The organism is Roseivivax sp. CAU 1761, from assembly GCF_054482755.1.
This window is the reverse complement of the sequence record NZ_JBTLRM010000041.1, coordinates 1-18,611: the sequence shown is the minus strand read 5'-3', so window position 1 is coordinate 18,611 and position 18,611 is coordinate 1. Positions and strand designations below refer to the sequence as shown.

The window sequence follows — 18,611 nt, the reverse complement described above, 5'->3', positions numbered from 1 at the left end:
GGCGTCGCGGGCGGGTTTGCGACTTTTCCGTCACAGCTTCGCAGAGCGGAATTCGATTGGCTCAACGAATTTCTGAGCGCCACAGTTCCGTCACAAACGTTAATCGTCCCCATAGATATGGTGTGATCCCGCGGTGGTGCTGCCTATATGGGGTAACGGCGCCGTGATTGTTCACCCCAACATATAGTTATCCACAGGGGCGCCTGGCCACATTGGGTAGCGGGCAGGGATTTTTCAGTTGCGTCCCATGCATTCCCATGGCATCCCTTTTGTACGACGAGAGACGGAGCGAACAGCGGACAAAATCCAACGATCCGCGAGACTTCATAAAAACAGAGCAGGCTTCATACAGGCAGTTCCGCTCTCGTCCAAAACGAAAATTCGACCGCGCACACGAGCATAAAATCCCCCCAGAGTGGTGTGCGCATCGGATCTACCCGCATCAAGCGGGGACAGGACGGCGGGTCGATCGATGGCAGCGGATCGACCCGCCGTTTTCCATTTCCGGGGGCGGGACAGAGGGACCGGGCGGAATATGGGCCGCAGGCTGAGGTTCAGAGGCGAGAGCCGTCACAAGGTGGACGGCAAGGGCCGGGTGTCGATCCCGGCCGGATTTCGTCGCGTCCTCGAAGCCGGCGACCCGGACTGGACCCAGGGCCTCAACCCCAACTTCGTCATCGTTTACGGCGATCACCGCCGCAAATACCTCGAATGCTACACGATCGCCGAGTTCGAGGAGGTCGAGGAGCGCATCAGCCGGATGAAGCGCGGCTCGCAGAAGCGCCGCCTGCTGGAACGGCTGTTCTCGACCCAATCCACGCAGACCAGCGTCGACGAGACCGGGCGCATCGTTCTGCCGGCCAAGCTGCGCGACAAGATCGGCATCAGCGGCGAGGCCTATTTCGCCTCCAACGTCGACACGTTCCAGATCTGGAGCCCCGAGGCCTACGAGGCCGAGATCGCCGCGACCGAGGAATATCTCGACGACATGCCCGAGGACTTCGACCCGCTGGAGCTGCTCGACGAGGACGAGGACGCGGAGGAGGTGGCCTGAATGGCCGGGCCGGCCGCCACCCCTGCGCATGTCCCGGTCCTGCTGCGGCCCCTGCTCGCGGCGGTGGCCCCGGTCACCGGCACCTGGATCGACGGCACCTTCGGCGCCGGGGGCTATGCCCGCGGCCTGCTCGAGGCCGGCGCCGAGTGCGTCATCGGCATCGACCGCGACCCGCTGGCACACCGCATGGCGGCGGACTGGGCCGGGCAATGGGGCGACCGGCTGCGCCTCGTGGAGGCCAATTTCGCCGAGATGGACCGCCATGCCGAGGCGGTGGAGGGCGTGGTGCTCGATCTCGGGGTGAGCTCGATGCAGCTCGACCAGGCGGAGCGCGGCTTCTCGTTCCAGAAGGACGGACCGCTCGACATGCGGATGGGATCGGACGGGCCGAGCGCCGCCGATCTGGTCAACGGCGCCGGCGAGGCCGAGCTGGCGGACATCCTCTACATCTACGGTGAGGAGCGCGCCTCCCGCCGCATCGCCCGCGCCCTCCTGCGGGCCCGCGCCGAGGCGCCGATCGAGACCACGCTGCAGCTGGCCGAGATCGTCGAATCCTGCCTGCCGCGGCCCAAGCCCGGCCAGTCGCACCCCGCCACAAGGTCCTTCCAGGCGCTGCGCATCGCGGTCAACGACGAATACGGCGCCCTGCACGAGGGCCTGATGGCGGCCGAGCGGGTGCTGCGTCCGGGCGGGCACCTGGCGGTGGTGACCTTCCATTCGGTCGAGGACCGCATGGTCAAGCGCTTCCTGCAGATCGCCGCCGCGCGCACCGGCCGCGCCAACCGCTTCCAGCCGCTGGAGGAGGAGGTGGCACCCCGCTTCGAACTGGTGACCCGCAAGGCGGTGGGGCCCGATGCCGAGGAACTGGCCGCCAACCCGCGCGCCCGCTCCGCCAAGCTGCGGGTGGCGCGCCGCACCGACGCCGCGGCCAGCCCGGTGGCCCCCGGCGACATCGCCCGCCCGCAACTGAAGAAGGACCGATAGATGCGGACCCTGATCTACTTGTTGACCTCGACGGCGGTGATCGGTCTCGCCTTCTGGGCCTATCACGAGAACTACACCACCCAGGCGGCGATCTCCCGGGTCGAGGCCCTGTCGCGCGACATCGGCCAGGCGCATGAACGGCTGGCCATCCTGCGCGCCGAATGGGCCTATTTGAACCGCCCCGACCGGCTCCGCGATCTCGCCGACATGAACTTCGACCGGCTCGGCCTGCTGCCGTTCCGGGCCGAGCAGTTCGGACGGGTCGACCAGGTCGCCTATCCGGCGCCGCCCGACCTCGTCATCTCCGATCCCGTGGACGTCACCAGCGCCGGAGCCGACCAGCCATGATCCGCACCCCCCTGCGGCCGCTCGCCCGCATCCTCGACGCCCGCCGCAGCGGCGAGAACCCCGATGCCATCGAACGCGAGAACCTGCGCATCCGGCACGAGCAGATGCGCGACCGCTCGCGGATGCGGGCCGAGAGCCGGCTGCTGATCCTCGGCGTCGCCTTCTTCTGCGCCTTCGCGGTGGTGGGGGCCCGGATGGGCATGCTGGCGGCCTCCGAACCCTCCGAGCCGCGGGCCCAGGCGCCCGGCGCCGCGATCGTGTCGGGGCGGGCCGACATCACCGACCGCAAGGGCCGCATCCTCGCCACCAACATGGAGACCTATTCGCTCTACGCGCATCCGCAGCAGATGATCGAGCCGCAGCGCGCGGCCGACGAGCTGGTGCGCATCTTCCCGGATCTCGAGCGCGACCAGCTGCTGAAGATCTTCACCGGCAAGCGCAAGTTCGCCTGGGTGCGCAAGACCCTGAGCCCCGAACAGATGCAGGCGGTGCACGATATCGGCGAGCCGGGGCTGCTGTTCGGGCCGCGCGACATGCGTCTCTATCCGAACGGCAAGCTGGCCAGCCACGTGCTCGGCGGCACCCGCTTCGGCCAGGAGGGCGTGCACTCGGCCGAGGTGGTGGGCTCCGCCGGGCTCGAGCGCTTCTTCGACGAGGAGCTGCGCGATCCGGGCCGGGCGGGCCAGCCGATCCAGCTCTCCATCGACCTGACCGTGCAGGCCGCGGTGGAGCGGGTGCTGGCCGGCGGCATGATGCTGATGAATGCCCGCGGCGCCGCGGCGGTGCTGATGGACGCCCAGACCGGCGAGGTGATCTCGATCGCCTCGCTGCCGGATTTCGACCCGAATTCGCGGCCGCTGCCGCCGACCGAGGGCTCGCCCTCGGACAGCCCGCTCTTCAACCGCGCGGTTCAGGGGGTCTACGAGCTGGGCTCGACCTTCAAGATCTTCGCCGCCGCCCAGGCGGTGGATCTGGGGCTCGTCTATCCGCAGACGGTGATCGACACGGCGCCGCCGATGAAGGTGGGCGGCTTCCGCATCGGCGAGTTCCGCAACAAGAATTACGGTCTCCAGACCGTCGAGGAGATCATCATCAACAGCTCCAACCGCGGCACCGCGCGGCTGGCGCTGCAGATCGGCGGCGAGCGCCAGCAGGATTTCCTGAAGAAGCTGGGCTTCTTCGATCCGACCCCGCTCGAGATCGTCGAGGCCAAGGGCGGGGCGCCGCTGCTGCCCAAGCAATGGACCGAGCTCTCCTCGGTGACGATCTCCTACGGCCACGGCATTTCCAGCTCGCCGCTGCATCTGGCGACCGGATATGCCGCCATCGCCAATGGCGGGCGCATGGTGCGGCCGACCCTGCTGAAGCAGGACGGCCCCCAGGCCGGCCCCCAGGTGATGAGCGAGGAGGCGGCGCGCGCCGCGCAGATCATGCTGCGCAAGGTGGTGACTGAGGGCACGGCGAGCTTCGCCGAGGTGCCGGGCTACCACGTCGCCGGCAAGACCGGCACCGCCGACAAGCCGAAGGAGCGCGGCGGCGGCTATTACAAGGACAAGGTGATCGCCACCTTCGCGGCGATGTTCCCGGCCTACGATCCGCGCTACGTGCTCGTGGTGACGCTGGACGAGCCGGTGGAAACCTCGGGCCCCGAACCCCGCCGCACCGCCGGCTGGACCGCGGTGCCGGTGGCCGCCGAAATGGTCAACCGGGTCGCCCCGCTGCTTGGCCTGCGGCCGGAATTCGACCTGCGCACCGGGCTCACCCTGGCGCGCAACTGAGCGCCGGCGCGGCGCGCCTGGCGCAGGCCGGGACGCGCGCCGCGCCCCGCGCGGGGCTGTGCCGGGTTCTCCGCAGGGGGATGGCCCGCGATGCCGGTCCGCCCCGGGGCGCGCGCCCGCGGCGCGGGCTCAGTCGCCCAGTTCCCGCGCCGTCTCCTCGCGCAGCCGCCGCAATTCGTCCATGGCGGCATCGAGCTGCCGGCGCTGCTCCTCGAGCTCGCCCATCTGGCGGTCCGCCAGCGCGATCCAGGCCCGCATCTGCGCCTCGGTGCCGTCCTTCTCGTAGATCAGCAGCCATTGCCGGATGTCTTCGAGCTGGAAGCCGAAGCGGCGGCCGCGCAGGATCAGCGTCATGCGGGCGATCTCGCGCGCGCCGTAATAGCGCGCGCGGCCGTCGCGCTCGGGCTGCAGCAATTCGATGTATTCGTAGTAGCGCAAGGTCCGCGGCGTGACGTCGAACTTGGCGCACATCTCCTTGAAGCTGAGACGGGTCTCGGGCATCGCGGCTCCTTCGGGCGATCTCGGGCCACTCTAGGACCGGCGCGACGGACGGGCAAGCAGCCCCCGGGCTTGCGCGCCCCGGGCCGGGATGATCAAACAATGCGGCAGGTTACCGGGAGGCCGCGGATGAGCGCCGACAAGGACAGGATCGCCAAGCAGTTCATCGCCGCGCTGCCGCATTGCCGCGCGCTGGGCATGGTGATCTCGGAGATCGGCGACGGCTTCGCGCGCATCGAGATGCCCTGGGATCCGCGTCTCGTGGGCGATCCGCAGACCGGGGTGATCCATGGCGGCGCGGTCTCGGCGCTGATGGACACGTCGGGCGGGGCGGCGGTGATGAGCCATCCCTCGGCCCCCGCCGGCACCGCCACCATCGACCTGCGCATCGATTACATGCGCGCCGCGCAGCCCGGCCAGACCATCGTCGCCGAGGCGACCTGCCACCACATCACCCGCTCCGTGGCCTTCGTGCGCGCGGTGGCGATGGACGACGACCGCGACAACCCGGTGGCCACCGCCACCGGCGCCTTCACGGTGGAGCGCAAGCCATGAACCGCCGGCCCCCCGAACCCGTCCAGGTGATCAAGCAGCGCCGCGACGCCGCGCTGAACGCGCTCGCCGCCGGGGTGCCCTACATCCAGTTCCTGGGCATCCGCTTCGACCGCCGCGGCGACGAGCTGACCGGCGTGCTGTCCTTCAAGGACGAGCTCATCGGCAACCCGTTCCTGCCGGCCATTCATGGCGGCGTGACGGCGGCCTTCCTCGAGGTCACGGCGCTGGTCTCGCTGAGCTATTCCTGGCTCTGGGAGGACGTCGAATCGGGCACGCTGAAGCTCGAGGACCTGGAATCCGGGCAATTGCCGCGCCTGCCCAAGACCATCGACTTCACGGTGGATTACCTGCGCTCCGGCCTGCCGCGCGATTCCTATGCCCGGGCCCGGGTGACGCGCTCGGGGCGGCGCTATGCCAGCGTGCAGGCCGAGGCCTGGCAGGATCACCGCGACCGCCCCATGGCGCAGGCCACGGCGCATTTCCTGATGCCCGATCGCGATGGCTGACAGCGCCGTGCCGGCCGCGCCGCGGGCCGTCACCCATCGCCGGGTGCTGAAGATCGCCCTGCCGATCGTGCTGTCGAACGCCACGGTGCCGATTCTCGGCGCCGTCGATACCGGCGTGGTGGGCCAGATGGGCACCGCCGCGCCGATCGGCGCGGTGGGCATCGGCGCGATCATCCTGTCGGCGATCTACTGGGTCTTCGGCTTCCTGCGCATGGGCACGACGGGGCTCGCCGCGCAGGCCGCGGGCGAGGGCAACCGCGCCGAGGTGGCGGCGCTGCTGACCCGGGCGCTGATGATCGGGCTGGCGGGCGGCGCCGCGATCATCGTGCTGCAGCCGCTGATCTTCGCCGGCGCCTTCCGGCTCTCACCCGCCTCGGACGAGGTCGAGGCGCTGGCGCGCTCCTACATGGCGATCCGCATCTGGTCGGCGCCCGCCGCCATCGCCATCTACGGCATCCTCGGCTGGCTGATCGCGGCCGAGCGCACCGGCGCGGTGCTGGCGCTGCAGGTCTGGATGAACGGCGTCAACATCGTGCTCGACCTGTGGTTCGTGCTCGGCCTCGGCTGGGGCGTCGAGGGTGTGGCCATCGCCACCTTCCTCGCCGAATGGTCGGGGCTGGCGCTGGGGCTCTGGCTCTGCCGCGCCGCCTTCCGGGTGCAGGACTGGCGCGATTGGGGCCGGGTCTTCGACCGCGCCAAGCTGATCCGCATGGGCCGGGTCAATTCCGACATCCTGATCCGGTCGCTGCTGCTGCAATCGGTGTTCCTGTCCTTCCTGTTCATCGCCTCGGATTTCGGCGACGTGCCGCTTGCCGCCAACCAGGTGCTGATGCAGTTCCTGCAGATCACCGCCTACGGGCTCGACGGCTTCGCCTTCGCCGCCGAGGCGATGGTCGGGCAGGCGCTGGGGGCGCGCTCGGTGCACACGCTGCGCCGCGCCGCCTGGCTGTCCTCGCTCTGGGGGCTGGCGGCGGCGGCGCTCTTGGCGCTGGCCTTCTGGAGCCTCGGGCCCTGGCTCATCGACACCATGGCCGAGGCGCAGTCGGTGCGCGACGCGGCCCGCGCCTACCTGCCCTGGATGGTGGCGGCGCCGCTGGTCGGGCTGGCCTCCTGGATGCTCGACGGCATCTTCATCGGCGCCACCCGCACCGCCGACATGCGCAACATGATGCTGCTCTCCGCGCTGGGCTATTTCGCCGCCGTGCTGGTGCTGGCGCCGGTCTGGGGCAATCACGGGCTCTGGGCGGCGATGTTGATGTCCTTCGTGTTCCGTGCCGTCACGCTGGGCGCGCGCTACCCGGCCCTGGAGCGCGCCACCGGCTGATCGGCGGCGGCGAGCGCGTCGGCGAAGACCGCGGCATCGACATTGCCGCCCGAGACCGTGACGATCACCGCGTCGCCGTCGATCTCCTCCGCCCGGAACAGCGCCGCGGCCAGCGCCACCGCGCCGCCCGGCTCGGCGACGATCTTGAGCCGCAGGAAGGCCAACGCCATCGCCTGCCGCACCTCCGCGTCCGAGACCACGAGGCCGGGCCCGGCGAGCCGCGCCAGGATCGGGAAGGTCAGCGCCCCGGGGCTGGGGGTCAGGATGGCGTCGCAGAAGCCGCGCTCCGGCCCGGCATTGGCCAGCCGGCGCCCGGCGGCAAGCGAGCGCGCGGTGTCGTCGAAGCCCCGGGGCTCCACCGGGCGCACCCGCAGGCCCGGCGCGCAGGCCTCGAGCGCCAGCGCGATGCCGGCCGAGAGCCCGCCGCCGCCGCAGCAGGTCAGCACCGTGGCGCGGCTGACGCCCAGGGCGTCGACCTCCTCGGCGATCTCCAGCCCGACCGAGCCCTGCCCGGCGATCACCTCGGCGTCGTCGAAGGGGCGGATCAGGGTCAGCCCGCGCTCCGCCGCCAGCGCGTCGCCCCGCGCGTTGCGGTCCTCGGTCGCGCGGTCGTAGAGCACCACCTCGGCGCCCAGCGCGCGGGTATTGGCGATCTTCAGCCGCGGCGCATCGGCCGGCATCAAGATCACCGCAGGCGCGCCGAGCTCCGCCGCCGCGCGGGCCACGCCCTGGGCGTGGTTGCCCGAGGAATAGGCCAGCACGCCCGCTGCCCGCGCCGCGGTGGTCAGCGCCGAGAGCGCGGCGCGGGCGCCGCGATACTTGAAGCTGCCGGTGTGCTGCAGGCATTCCGCCTTCACCAGCACCCGCCGCCCGGCGATCTCGTCGAGAAACGGCGACGACAGCAGAGGCGTGCGCCGGGCATGGCCGTCGAGCCGGGCGGCGGCGGCGCGGATGCGGGCGATGTCGGGCGCGCTCATGCCAGCATCGCCAGCCAGCGCCGCAGCGCGTCCAGCGCCTCAGGCTCGTCGAGGAACGGGATATGGCCGCGATCGGGCACCGTGGCGGCGATCATGTCGGGCCGCCGCGCCTGCATCTCGGCGAAGGTCGCCTCCGACAGCAGGTCGGAATTGGCGCCGCGCAGCACGCAGAGCGGCAGGCCCGCAAGCGCGTCGAAGAGCGGCCAGAGATCCGGCGCCGGCTGCGCGCCGCCCTCGAGCACCGCCTCGCGCAGGGCGGGATCGTAGGGAATGGTCAGCCCCTCCGGGCCCTCGCGGTAGAGCTTGCGGACCTCGGTCTCCCAGCGCTCGGCCGGCACGTTGGCAAAGCCGCCCATGACCTGCGGCCGGGCGCGGGCGGCCTCGGCGAAGCTTTTCCAGACGGGGTCGCGGCCGAGATAGCCCTTGATCGCGTCGAGCCCGGTCTCGGCGATCTCGGGGCCGATATCGTTGAGCGCCACGCCGCGCAGCCGGTCCTTGGCGGTGGCGGCCAGCACCATGGCGATGAGCCCGCCGCGCGAGGTGCCCAGCACTGCCGCACTCTCCACCCCCAGATGGTCGAGCAGCTCCAGCGCGTCGCGCCCCTCGACCGCGATCTGGTAGGCGCCGGGATCGCCCCAGTCGGACTGGCCGCGGCCGCGGTAATCCATGCGGATCAGCCGCACGCCATCGAGATGCGGGGCGAGGTAGTCGAAATCCGTGTGGTCGCGGGTCAGTCCGGCGAGGCAGAGCAGCGGCAGGCCGCGCCCTTCGTCGGCATAGTGGAGCGACAGCCCGTCGGAGGTGGTGAAGCGTGGCATCGGATCTTCCCTGCGGCAGCGGATCGCGGCGACACTGGCATGGCCGGCAGGGCGGGGAAAGCGCCATTCCGGGCGCTGGCGGCTTTGCTTTGCCGCGGCGGGGCGCTAGGGCAGGGCCGGGGCCAAACAGGAGCGCAGAAGATGGACGGCGAAGAGCAGGTGTTGATGCGGATAAGCGCCTCCCCGGGACGCCGCTGGTTCGGCATCACGGCGCTGGCGGCGCTGGGCGGGCTTTTCCTTCTGATGGCCGCGACCACGCCCTCGGCGGGGATCTGGGCGGTGGGCTTCGGGGTCGCCGGTCTGGCGGCGCTCTGGGCGGCGACGCGGATGGAGCGCGCGACCCGCGCGGTGCTGCGGCTCACGGAGACCGAACTCTCCGAGGAGGGCGGCGAGGTGCTGGCCCGGATCGAGAACGTGGTGAAGGTCGACCGCTCGGTCTTCGCGATGAAGCCCTCGAACGGCTTCCTGCTGCTGCTCGACACGCCGCAGGGGCGGGTGTGGCGGCCCGGCCTGTGGTGGCGGATGGGGCGCCGCGTCGCGGTCGGCGGCGTGACCTCGGGCGGACAGACCCGCCCGATGGCCGACGCCATCGCCATGCTGATCGCCCGGCGCGAGGGCCGCGGCCCCGGCGCCTGAGCCGGGCCTAGACGCCGCCGGTGTTCACCGCCCCGTCAAGGTTGTCGACCAGGCATTCCACCGCGGCCAGCGCCTCGTCGTAATTCTCGGCATTGTTGTTGCAGAGTGAATTGCCCGGCGCGTCCTGGTCGCCGTTGCCCCAGCCGTTGTTCTGCTTGTCCGAGTTGATGTCGAACAGGACCTGCGGGGTGAAGCGCGGCCGGGTGAAGGAATGCACGGCGATCTGGAACGGCGCCAGCCCGGCCTCGAAGATCGGATCGTGGTCCGACCAGGTCTCCACCAGGATCAGCTGGTCGCCCCGGGCCATCAGCGGGATGTCCTGCGCAAGCGCGGAGATGTCGCCGGACCAGATCGGCTTTTCGCCGCGGGCATGCGACCAGGCGACCTCGAGGATCGGCGCGCTGCCTACCCCCTTGCCCTTGGACTGGAAGCCGATGGCGGTGATGCGCAGGTCGGTCTCCTCGGGGGTCTGGTTCAACATCGCCATGGCGAGCCGGTAGGCGTTGTCGATATAGGTGTGATCGAGCGGTTCGGTCTCGCGCGAGATCATGTCGCCGATCGTGTAGTTCACCTTCTGGTTCAGGCTCTGCTGCCGCGAGACGTCGAACCAGACCCAGATCGCGCCGAACAGCCAGAGCAGGACCGGCAACATGATGATCGCCTCGACGGTGATGTTGCCCCGGTCGTCGCGGGCGAACCGCGCGAGGTGGCGTCCGATGCGCTGGATCATTCTGCTCTCCCTCATCCCGGTTCGTGCACGAAGGCGGCCTGGGCGACCAGCGCCATCTGGCCGGCGGCGTTCGTGGCGATGCGCGCCCCGAGCCCGGTGGTCGGCGACAGCGGCTCGACCACGTAGCAGGCGCGCAGCAGCATCATCTCGTTGTTGCGGCCATGCTCGAAGCGCACCACCGGCGAGACCTCCTGCGCGGCGTCGTGGCAGGCGACCGCCGTGGGCGGCGCCACCCAGTCGCGCAGGTCGAGGCGGATCATCTCGAGCAGCAGCGTCTCCTCGCAGGCCGGCAGGATCGCCGCGCGGTCGCAGATCGCCGTCTTCAGCGCGTCGTGGCTGTCGAGCCCGGGCTTGCCCAGCCGCACGTCGCGCACCGTCCGGTCGAGCGCGCTTTCCAGCGCCGTGTTGCGCGCCGAATAGGCGCCCAGTTCGACGCCCGAGGCCAGCAGCACCATGAAGGCCGGGATCCAGAGCGCTGCCGGCACCACGGAAGAGCCATCCTCGTCGGCGAGGAACCGGCGCAGGCGGGGGAACGCGAAGCGGGTCATTGGATGAGCCTCAGCTGGTTGATGGCGCGGGCGACGGCGTAGAAGGCATCCTCGATCTCGACGCCCTCGACGCGGAAGAAATGCGCCGGCGAGGAGGCGCAGCTGCGCATCACGTTGGCGCCGTGATCCTGGACCTCGAAGCCGATCGACCAGATGACGATGCCGGCGGCCTTGGCGGCGTCGCAGAGCGAGGCCAGGAGCTGGTCGCCGGTGGCGGCGTCGTATTTCTGGTAGTGGAAGGCGCCCCAGCTGCTGCGGTTGGCAAAACCCGACAGGTAGTGCCAGAGGTTGTACTTGGCCCAATGCGCCACGTCGCTCGGGGAATCGTAGGCCCAGTCGGCGATCCGGTTCGAACGGTCGTGCTGGCCGTCGGTCATCAGCACGATGGTCTTCAGGGTGTTGCGGTCGCCGTGATCCGCCGGGCGGCCGGCAAAGGCGGCATCGACCGTCTTGTCGGCGATCAGCGCATCGTTCAGGGCCCGGGTGGACGGGTCGAGCAGCGCCGCCGCCCATTTCATGCCGAGGAAGATCGAGGTCCCGGCGCGCGGCTCGAGCTTGGCGATCTGTTGCTTCAGCTTGGTGCCGTCCTGGCTGAAGGGGCGGATGCGCTCGTAATCGTAGCGCGGGCAGACCGTGTTGGTGAGCTTGTTGGATCCGCTGTAGTTCCACTGAAAGTGCTGCATCTGCTCGAAGGCATGGGCGGTGTCGAGCGCCACGGAGCCGAAATGCGCCTCCGGGAATTCCAGGCAGTGCGAGTAGCCGTGCTTCCAGTCGACGCTGAGATGCCGGGTGATGTCCGGCCCGGCATTGACGTGCTCGGAATACGGCACCAGCGAGATCGAGACGAGGTCGTCGACATTCTGGTCGAGCACGGTGTCGACGAAGGTGGAGGCCGCCTCCTTGAGCTGCGGCATCTTGCTGCCATGGACCATCGAGCCGGAAATATCGAGGACCAGCGAGATCTCGACATTGGCGATGCGCTCCTCGGCGGTGGCGAGCCCGGCCGAGCGCAGGGTCTCGAGGCCCAGCAGCCGGGTGAAGTTCGACGGCGCGTCGACCGAGGCCTCGCCGGTCACCACCTTGTAGTTCAGGCCGCGGTCCACCACCACGCTGTTAAGCGCGGTGCCCAGATCCATCTTCTCGAGGTAGTCGGTGACCACCAGGGTCGGGTCCAGGACCTGTTCGAGATCCGCCGCCGCCAGCACCGCCTGGTCGAGCGTGTTCTGGATGCTGTTGCGGGTGTATTCGGCGCGCATCAGGTCGATGCCGACGCCGCCGATGGCGATCAGCCCGAGCGCCGCGAAAAGGCCGAAAATCGACAGCGACCCGGATTCGTCCGCGGCAAAGCGCCCGAGCGCGCGGGCGGCGCGGCGCGCCGCGCGGCCGCGGAGGGAATGTGGCGTGCAAGACAGGTTTGGCGGTTTGCGCATTCCACACCTTTCCGCCCGGTCAACTCCGGGAACCTGAACTGGGGGGCCCCGCCCCGAATGCGCCGCACGGCGCCCGGGTGGGCGCGGCCGCGGACGGACGGGGGCCGTACCCGTCCTTGATGACGCCCTAAGCCGGCGGAAGTTGGGCGGCCGGCCTTCTTAATTGCGGCGCCGCGGCCGGTGGCGGCGACAATCCCGGGCTTTTCCACGCGGTGTCCACGAAAGCGGCCCGAAGGGCAGCGAATCCCCGCGATCCGCATCGACGGTTTTCCGCAGGCAATGTTGCGCTAGGGTGGGTCAGGCCCGGCCCCGCATCCCCGGCACGCGGCGCGCCGCCCCAACAGGAGGAGATCGGAATGAACTACGTCCCCATGAACGAGCCGTCCTTCCGCGAGAGCGTCGATCTGATGTTCAACCGCGCCGTGAAGCTGCTCGATCTCAGCCCCGGGCTCGAAGAGAAGATCCGGGTCTGCAACGCCACCTACACGGTGCGTTTCGGGGTGCGGCTCAGGGGGGCGATCCACACCTTCACCGGCTACCGGGCGGTGCATTCCGAACACATGGAGCCGGTCAAGGGCGGCATCCGCTACGCGCTGTCGGTGAACCAGGACGAGGTCGAGGCGCTGGCCGCGCTGATGACCTACAAATGCGCGCTGGTGGAAGCGCCGTTCGGCGGCTCGAAGGGCGGGCTGCGCGTCGATCCGCGCGACTGGGAACCGCACGAGATCGAGCAGATCACCCGCCGCTTCGCCTACGAACTGATCAAGCGCGATCTGATCAACCCGGCCCAGAACGTGCCGGCGCCCGACATGGGCACCTCCGAGCGCGAGATGGCCTGGATCGCCGACCAGTACCAGCGCATGCACACCACCGACATCAACGGCCGGGCCTGCGTCACCGGCAAGCCGGTCAATTCCGGCGGCATCGCCGGGCGGGTCGAGGCGACCGGGCGCGGCGTGCAATACGCCCTCAGGGAATTCTTCCGCCACCCCGAGGACCTCGCCGCGGCCCGGATGTCGGGCAGCCTCGACGGCAAGCGGGTGATTGTGCAGGGCCTCGGCAATGTCGGCTATCACGCCGCCAAGTTCCTCAGCCAGGAGGATGGCTGCCGCATCGTCGGCATCATCGAGCGCGACGGCGCGGTGACCGATCCCGGCGGGCTCGACGTCGACAAGGTGCGCGCGCACATCGCCGAGACCGGCGGCGTGCGCGGCTGCCCCGGCGGCGTCTATGTCGAGGAGGGATCGAGCGTGCTGACCTACGATTGCGACATCCTCGTCCCGGCCGCGATGGAGGGGGTGATCAACCTGACCAACGCCCATGCCATCCAGGCGCCGCTGGTCGTCGAGGCGGCGAACGGCCCGATCACCGCGGGCGCCGACGACGTGCTGCGCGAGCGCGGCATCGTGGTGATCCCCGACATGTACGCCAATGCCGGCGGCGTCACCGTGTCCTACTTCGAATGGGTCAAGAACCTCAGCCATATCCGCTTCGGCCGCATGCAGCGCCGCCAGGAGGAGGCGCGGCACCAGCTGATCGTCGACGAGCTGGAGCGGCTCGACCGCTATCTCGGCGGCGCCTGGTCGATGTCGCCGGGCTTCAAGGAGCGCTACCTGCGCGGGGCCGACGAACTCGAGCTGGTGCGCTCCGGCCTCGACGACACGATGCGTGTGGCCTACCAGTCGATGCGCGAGGTCTGGCACCGCCGCGGGGAGGTCCGCGACCTGCGCACCGCGGCCTATATCGTGGCCATCGAGAAGGTGGCGGCGAGCTACCGGGCCAAGGGATTGTGAGGGAGTGAGCGACCGGATGAGGGGACGGGACGGAATGCACGGGCTGGGCTTGGCCGCGGCCCTGCTGGGGATCGCCGCGGCGGGAGCGGGGCAGGGCGCCGCGGCCCAGACGCTGCCGGCGGCGGAATGCGACCGGCAGGCAGCCATGGTGATGGCGCTGGTCGCCCTGCGGCGCGGCGGAACGGCTTCGCCCGCCGCCGCGGCGGTGGCGGTGCGCGACGACCTGCAAGGCGCCGCGCAGGCCTATGCCGGGGTCGTGGGACCGGTGGCCGACTGGGTCTATTCACTGCCCGAGGCGCAGCTCGGACCCGAAGTCGGGCGGAACTGGGCGGCAGCCTGCAAGGCGCGCTGAACGACGCGGCGCGGCGGCCGCGTTAGGCCAGCGCGCGCGTCCGCGCCGCGGCTGCGGGCTCCGGCGCGCGCCGCCGCGCGGCCGGGCAGGGCGGGCTGCAAAACCCGGCCATCGCCTCGAGCGCCGGGCGGTCCAGCAGGCGGTAATAGGGCCGGTCGATCTCGAGCCAGCCGCGGCTCCGCAACCGCCGCATGACCCGGTTCACGGTGACGTCGGTGGTGCCGGTCAGGTGGCCGAGTTCGCGCTGCGTCAGCGGCAGCGGGAAGCGGTCGCCGCTGCCGATGCCGCCCACGGCGAGCCGGGCCCGGACCTCAAGCAGCAGGCTGGCGAGGCGCTGATCGGCGCTCTGCGCCTGCAGCGCCGCCAGACGGTCGGCGTGGCGGCCGTCGGAGCAGTTCATCTGCGCGGCCAGGGCGGCGAAGAGGTCGGGCGCCGAGCGCGCCAGGCTGAGAAAATCGCCGTGGGACAGCGTGAGCACCGTGCCGGGGCTGCGCATCCGCAGCCGGATGGTTCCGTAGGCCGAGCGCTGGGCTGCGGGGCCGATCACCTCGTCGGCGAAGTGCAGCCGCACCGGCCGCGGGCCGCGGCCGGCGACGAGCTCGCCGAGGGCCAGGCCCGAGCGCAGAACGTGCACGCTGTCCACACCGGCATTGTCGAGACAACCGCCCGCCGGAACGCTCCGCTCCACCGCGCCGAGCCGCGTCAGCCACCCGGCATCGACCATCCCGGTGAACATCCCGGTCGTGGCCACCGGGTCCGGCATCCGCTGCGGCGCCGTCTGCACTCTCATCGCTGCTCCGCCCTTTCTCCCGTCGCGGCCCAACGTGCGGTCGCGGGCAGGGTTCCGAGGGCCAGAACGAAGAACCGCCCCGGGAAGCCCCGGGGCGGTCATCGCACTCAGGCGATCGGTCGGGCGCTTACTGGCCTTCCCATTCCTGCATGTCGGTGAGCTGGTCCTTCGTCATGTCGACATAGGCACGCAGGTCGTCACCTTCTTCCTGGCGGAGCACCGCGACCTGGTTGAAGTCCAGCGCCACTTCCTTTTCGCCGAGGCCAAGGAAGCCGCCCACTTCGACCACGATCTGGCCGATCTTGCCGTCTTCGCCCATCACGGCGTTGCCGACTTCACCGATGCGGTTGCCGTCCACCGAGAAGAGCGGCGCACCGTCGAGTTCCTCGACCGTCATCTGGTCCGGCTCGACCAGCTGGAAGCCCTCGGCCTCGACCTGCGGACGGAGGTCTTCGCCCTCGCTCGGAGCGTAGCCGGTCGCCTCACCCGAGGATTCCGTGGTCACCTCGGTGTCGGTTTCGGCCATCTGCTCGGCCTCGTTGCCCAGCTCCTCGGCTTCCTGACCGGCTTCGGCTGCCATCTGCTCGGTCTCGTTGCCCAGCTCTTCGGCTTCCTGACCGGCCTCGGCCGCCATCTGCTCGGCCTCGTTGCCCAGCTCCTCGGCTTCCTGACCGGCTTCGGCTGCCATCTGCTCGGTTTCGTTGCCGAGTTCCTCGGCTTCCTGACCGGCCTCGGCCGCCATCTGCTCGGCCTCCTGCTCCACCGGCTCGGCCTCGCCTTCGCCGGACAGCGCCATCTGGGCCTCGCCCTCGGCGGGCTGTTCCTGCTCGCCCTCGGCCTGACGGGTGTCACCCTCGCCGGATTGCTGGATCGTCACCTTGGGCTCGCCGACGCGGCTGATCTCGACCGTCGGCTCGCCGCTCTGCGCGACCTCGACGTTCGGCTCGGCACGCTCGAAGGTGATCTTCGGCTCGGCGCGCTGCACGGTGACGTTGGCGTTCTGGCCGTCCTCGGACTGCTGCATGCGGATGATCGGCTCGCCCGCCGACATCTGCACCTCGGCCTCGAGCTCGCCCATCTCGCCGGCCTCGCCGCGGGCATAGGTCTCCCCGGTATTGCGGTCGCTGACCTGGATGCCCTGGCTTTCCTCGCCGTCGGCGACCGGCTCGAGCTCGAGGTCGACCTTCGGCGCGGCCTGCGACACGGTGACCCGCGGCTCGGCCGTCTTCACCTCGATCTGCGGCTCGGCATTGGCCACGTCGACGCCCGGCTCGGGCATGGTGATGATGATCTCGGGGGCCGGCTGTTCGATCCGGACGGTCGGCTGCGGCACGTCGATGGTGACGTTGGCGGGCTGCTCGCGGATGGTGATCTCGGCGGCCTGCTCGCTGACGGTCACGTCGGGCTTGCCGGGGGTGACCATGACCTCGGACTGGCCTTCCTCGATCGACACCTGCGGCTTCGAGCGCTCCACGAAGACGGTGCCCTGGATGGTCGCCTTGTCCTGCAGGACGACGGTGGTCTCTTCCTGGGCGACGGCCTCGGCCTCGGCGGTGGCGGTCTCGCCGTCGGTCGCGGTCTCGCTGTCGCCCATGGCCTGCATTTCGGTCTCGACCTCGGTCAGCGCCTGCGCGCAGGCCTCGGCCTCACCTTCCTCGACGATCACCAGCAGCGCTTCGCGGTCCTGATCGAGCGACTGGAACAGGGTGTCCGGCGCTTCCTCGACGGCGAGGTTCAGGTCGGTGCATTCCTGCGGCGTTTCCTGCGCGAACACGGCGGTCGCCGGCAGCAGCAGCGTCAGCGCCGTGGTGGCGAGGATCGGAGTACGTTGGGACATCAATGTTCCCTCCCGGTAATGTGAGCGATTACGACAGATCAAATCGCGGCGCCGCGCGGCGGTTCCGGAGCATTGCCGCTGGCTGCAGAGTTCTTGATCTGTGACGGGAAGTGGTGCGGTTGTCCGGAAGGAAGCCTTGCCCGGGATTCCGATCGCGATACCTGCTAGCGGTTGGCCGCTTGGCATAAGGGCCGCCCGGCGGCCTGCCGGCCGGTTCCGGTTGACATTGCCGCCGCGATGGTCCAGATCGCACGGGACGCTGCGCTGCCGCGTGAGCAGACCGCCCCGACCCCAAGGGGCGCCCAGCGCAAACGCTTCCGGAATCCCCATCACGCAGGGTTCTTCACGCCGGGCCGGGCCGCGCGGAACGACTCCGCGCCGTTCGAGGCCCCGCGACACCCTCGTGCGCCGCGACCGCGGCCATGACATCCGCCGTGCCGGACGGGTCTCCGTCGCGCGGCGCGAAAGGACGACACTTGTTCGATTTCGACATGCTGGGCCTGGCGCCCGAACTGACCGCCGCGCTCGACCGCGCGGGCTTCTCCGAGCCCACCCCGATCCAGAACCAGGCGGTGCCGCTGGCGCTGCAGGGTCACGACATCCTGGGCCTGGCCCAGACCGGCACCGGCAAGACGCTGGCCTTCGGCCTGCCGCTGGTCAACCGTCTGCTGGCCGAACCCGCCCGGCCGGCGCCGAAGACCGCCAAGGCGCTGATCCTGGCGCCGACCCGGGAGCTGGTGAACCAGATCTCCGACAGCCTCCGCACCCTGACCGAGGGCACGCGGCTGCGGCTCGCCACCGTCGTCGGCGGCCAGTCGATCAACCGCCAGATCGGCGTTCTGGGCCGCGGCACCGACATCCTCGTCGCCACGCCGGGCCGGCTGATCGACCTGATGGAGCGCGGCGCGGTCGATCTCGGCCAGGTCCGCACGCTGGTCCTCGACGAGGCCGACCAGATGCTCGACATGGGCTTCATCCACGCGCTGCGGAAGATCGCGCCGCGGCTCGGCACGCCGCGCCAGACCATGCTGTTCTCGGCCACCATGCCGGCCCAGATGGAAGAGCTGAGCCGCGCCTATCTGAGCAACCCGCGCCGGGTCCAAGTCTCGCCCCCGGGCAAGGCCGCCGACAAGGTGACGCAGTCGATCTTCTTCCTCGACAAGGCCGACAAGCCGGCCAAGCTGCGCGAGATCCTCGCCCGCGACCCCGAGGCCCTGACGCTGGTCTTCGGCCGCACCAAGCACGGCTCGGAAAAGCTGATGAAGGGGCTGGTGGCGGACGGCTTCAACGCCGCCTCGATCCACGGCAACAAGAGCCAGGGCCAGCGCGACCGCGCCATCAAGGGCTTCCGCGAGGGCGACATCAAGGTGCTGGTGGCCACCGACGTGGCGGCCCGCGGCATCGACATTCCGGGCGTCGCCTACGTCATCAACTACGACCTGCCCGACACCCCGGACAATTACGTGCACCGCATCGGACGCACCGCCCGGGCCGGGCGCGAGGGCGAGGCGATCGCCTTCTGCGCCCCGGACGAGGCCGACCTGCTGCGGCAGATCGAGAAGGTCATGAAGCTCGAGATCCCGGTCGCCGGCGGCACCCGGCCCGAGGGCAGCGCCGGCGGCGGCGGCGGGCAGGGCCGCCGCGGCGGCCGCG

19 protein-coding genes are annotated in these 18,611 nt (G+C 70.3%); 11 read left to right on the top strand and 8 right to left on the bottom strand.

Going from position 1 to position 18,611, the window contains the following annotated elements; translation table 11 throughout:
• Positions 1-535: 535 nt before the first annotated feature.
• From mraZ to ACXYMW_RS17860, 4 genes are read left to right on the top strand one after another with little or no spacing between them, the layout of a single operon-like run.
• Positions 536-1,054, top strand: coding sequence for a division/cell wall cluster transcriptional repressor MraZ (gene mraZ, locus ACXYMW_RS17875; protein WP_459036698.1), 519 nt, complete (start codon positions 536-538; stop codon positions 1,052-1,054).
• A complete protein-coding gene (gene rsmH / locus ACXYMW_RS17870) occupies positions 1,055-2,038 on the top strand; it encodes a 16S rRNA (cytosine(1402)-N(4))-methyltransferase RsmH (protein ID WP_459036697.1) in 984 nt (327 codons plus the stop codon).
• The gene (gene ftsL, locus ACXYMW_RS17865; protein WP_459036696.1) at positions 2,039-2,386 is read left to right on the top strand and encodes a cell division protein FtsL; all 348 of its coding nucleotides are present in this window, start codon (positions 2,039-2,041) and stop codon (positions 2,384-2,386) included.
• Complete coding sequence (locus tag ACXYMW_RS17860) at positions 2,383-4,164, top strand: peptidoglycan D,D-transpeptidase FtsI family protein (RefSeq protein ID WP_459036695.1); 1,782 nt, start codon at positions 2,383-2,385, stop codon at positions 4,162-4,164. Before ftsL ends, ACXYMW_RS17860 begins: the two co-directional genes overlap by 4 nt.
• A gap of 129 nt (positions 4,165-4,293) precedes the next feature.
• On the opposite strand, the gene ACXYMW_RS17855 is transcribed toward ACXYMW_RS17860, so the two are convergent.
• On the bottom strand, positions 4,294-4,665 hold the full coding sequence (locus tag ACXYMW_RS17855; RefSeq protein ID WP_459036694.1) for a MerR family transcriptional regulator: 372 nt from the start codon (positions 4,663-4,665) through the stop codon (positions 4,294-4,296).
• A 126-nt stretch (positions 4,666-4,791) separates the two neighbouring features.
• Between ACXYMW_RS17855 and ACXYMW_RS17850 the strand changes: the two genes are divergently transcribed.
• Genes ACXYMW_RS17850 through ACXYMW_RS17840 form a run of 3 tightly spaced genes read left to right on the top strand, consistent with a single transcriptional unit; the run spans position 4,792 to position 7,047 of the window.
• The gene (locus tag ACXYMW_RS17850) at positions 4,792-5,217 is read left to right on the top strand and encodes a PaaI family thioesterase (RefSeq protein WP_459036693.1); all 426 of its coding nucleotides are present in this window, start codon (positions 4,792-4,794) and stop codon (positions 5,215-5,217) included.
• Positions 5,214-5,723, top strand: coding sequence for a PaaI family thioesterase (locus tag ACXYMW_RS17845; RefSeq protein WP_459036692.1), 510 nt, complete (start codon positions 5,214-5,216; stop codon positions 5,721-5,723). Before ACXYMW_RS17850 ends, ACXYMW_RS17845 begins: the two co-directional genes overlap by 4 nt.
• Positions 5,716-7,047, top strand: coding sequence for an MATE family efflux transporter (locus tag ACXYMW_RS17840; RefSeq protein WP_459036691.1), 1,332 nt, complete (start codon positions 5,716-5,718; stop codon positions 7,045-7,047). The genes ACXYMW_RS17845 and ACXYMW_RS17840 overlap by 8 nt, the downstream gene beginning before the upstream one ends.
• On the opposite strand, the gene ACXYMW_RS17835 is transcribed toward ACXYMW_RS17840, so the two are convergent.
• Together ACXYMW_RS17835 and ACXYMW_RS17830 are read right to left on the bottom strand one after the other, a co-directional pair.
• Complete coding sequence (locus tag ACXYMW_RS17835; RefSeq protein ID WP_459036690.1) at positions 7,017-8,024, bottom strand: threonine ammonia-lyase; 1,008 nt, start codon at positions 8,022-8,024, stop codon at positions 7,017-7,019. The genes ACXYMW_RS17840 and ACXYMW_RS17835 overlap by 31 nt on opposite strands.
• Positions 8,021-8,842, bottom strand: coding sequence for an alpha/beta fold hydrolase (locus ACXYMW_RS17830; protein WP_459036689.1), 822 nt, complete (start codon positions 8,840-8,842; stop codon positions 8,021-8,023). The genes ACXYMW_RS17835 and ACXYMW_RS17830 overlap by 4 nt, the downstream gene beginning before the upstream one ends.
• A 141-nt stretch (positions 8,843-8,983) precedes the next feature.
• Here ACXYMW_RS17830 and ACXYMW_RS17825 point away from each other — a divergent pair, with 141 nt between their 5' ends.
• The gene (locus ACXYMW_RS17825) at positions 8,984-9,478 is read left to right on the top strand and encodes a hypothetical protein (protein WP_459036688.1); all 495 of its coding nucleotides are present in this window, start codon (positions 8,984-8,986) and stop codon (positions 9,476-9,478) included.
• A 7-nt stretch (positions 9,479-9,485) separates the two neighbouring features.
• Here ACXYMW_RS17825 and ACXYMW_RS17820 read toward each other — a convergent pair whose 3' ends face one another.
• From ACXYMW_RS17820 to ACXYMW_RS17810, 3 genes are read right to left on the bottom strand one after another with little or no spacing between them, the layout of a single operon-like run.
• Positions 9,486-10,208, bottom strand: coding sequence for a TadE/TadG family type IV pilus assembly protein (locus ACXYMW_RS17820; protein ID WP_459036687.1), 723 nt, complete (start codon positions 10,206-10,208; stop codon positions 9,486-9,488).
• An 11-nt stretch (positions 10,209-10,219) separates the two neighbouring features.
• On the bottom strand, positions 10,220-10,756 hold the full coding sequence (locus ACXYMW_RS17815) for a TadE/TadG family type IV pilus assembly protein (protein WP_459036686.1): 537 nt from the start codon (positions 10,754-10,756) through the stop codon (positions 10,220-10,222).
• Entirely contained in the window at positions 10,753-12,186 is a 1,434-nt protein-coding gene (locus tag ACXYMW_RS17810; protein ID WP_459036685.1) for a pilus assembly protein TadG-related protein, read from the bottom strand. The genes ACXYMW_RS17815 and ACXYMW_RS17810 overlap by 4 nt, the downstream gene beginning before the upstream one ends.
• A 356-nt stretch (positions 12,187-12,542) precedes the next feature.
• Here ACXYMW_RS17810 and ACXYMW_RS17805 point away from each other — a divergent pair, with 356 nt between their 5' ends.
• Both ACXYMW_RS17805 and ACXYMW_RS17800 read left to right on the top strand, forming a co-directional pair.
• Complete coding sequence (locus ACXYMW_RS17805) at positions 12,543-13,979, top strand: Glu/Leu/Phe/Val family dehydrogenase (RefSeq protein WP_459036684.1); 1,437 nt, start codon at positions 12,543-12,545, stop codon at positions 13,977-13,979.
• 16 nt (positions 13,980-13,995) lie between these two features.
• Complete coding sequence (locus tag ACXYMW_RS17800; RefSeq protein WP_459036683.1) at positions 13,996-14,331, top strand: hypothetical protein; 336 nt, start codon at positions 13,996-13,998, stop codon at positions 14,329-14,331.
• A gap of 22 nt (positions 14,332-14,353) precedes the next feature.
• Here ACXYMW_RS17800 and ACXYMW_RS17795 read toward each other — a convergent pair whose 3' ends face one another.
• Together ACXYMW_RS17795 and ACXYMW_RS17790 are read right to left on the bottom strand one after the other, a co-directional pair.
• Positions 14,354-15,121 (bottom strand): Crp/Fnr family transcriptional regulator, encoded by a 768-nt coding sequence (locus ACXYMW_RS17795; RefSeq protein WP_459036682.1) that lies wholly within the window; start codon positions 15,119-15,121, stop codon positions 14,354-14,356.
• A 127-nt stretch (positions 15,122-15,248) separates the two neighbouring features.
• Positions 15,249-16,958 (bottom strand): PRC-barrel domain-containing protein, encoded by a 1,710-nt coding sequence (locus tag ACXYMW_RS17790; protein ID WP_459036681.1) that lies wholly within the window; start codon positions 16,956-16,958, stop codon positions 15,249-15,251.
• A 476-nt stretch (positions 16,959-17,434) separates the two neighbouring features.
• Between ACXYMW_RS17790 and ACXYMW_RS17785 the strand changes: the two genes are divergently transcribed.
• Positions 17,435-18,611 (top strand): DEAD/DEAH box helicase (locus ACXYMW_RS17785; protein WP_459036680.1); only part of this gene is annotated, 1,177 nt, incomplete at its 3' end.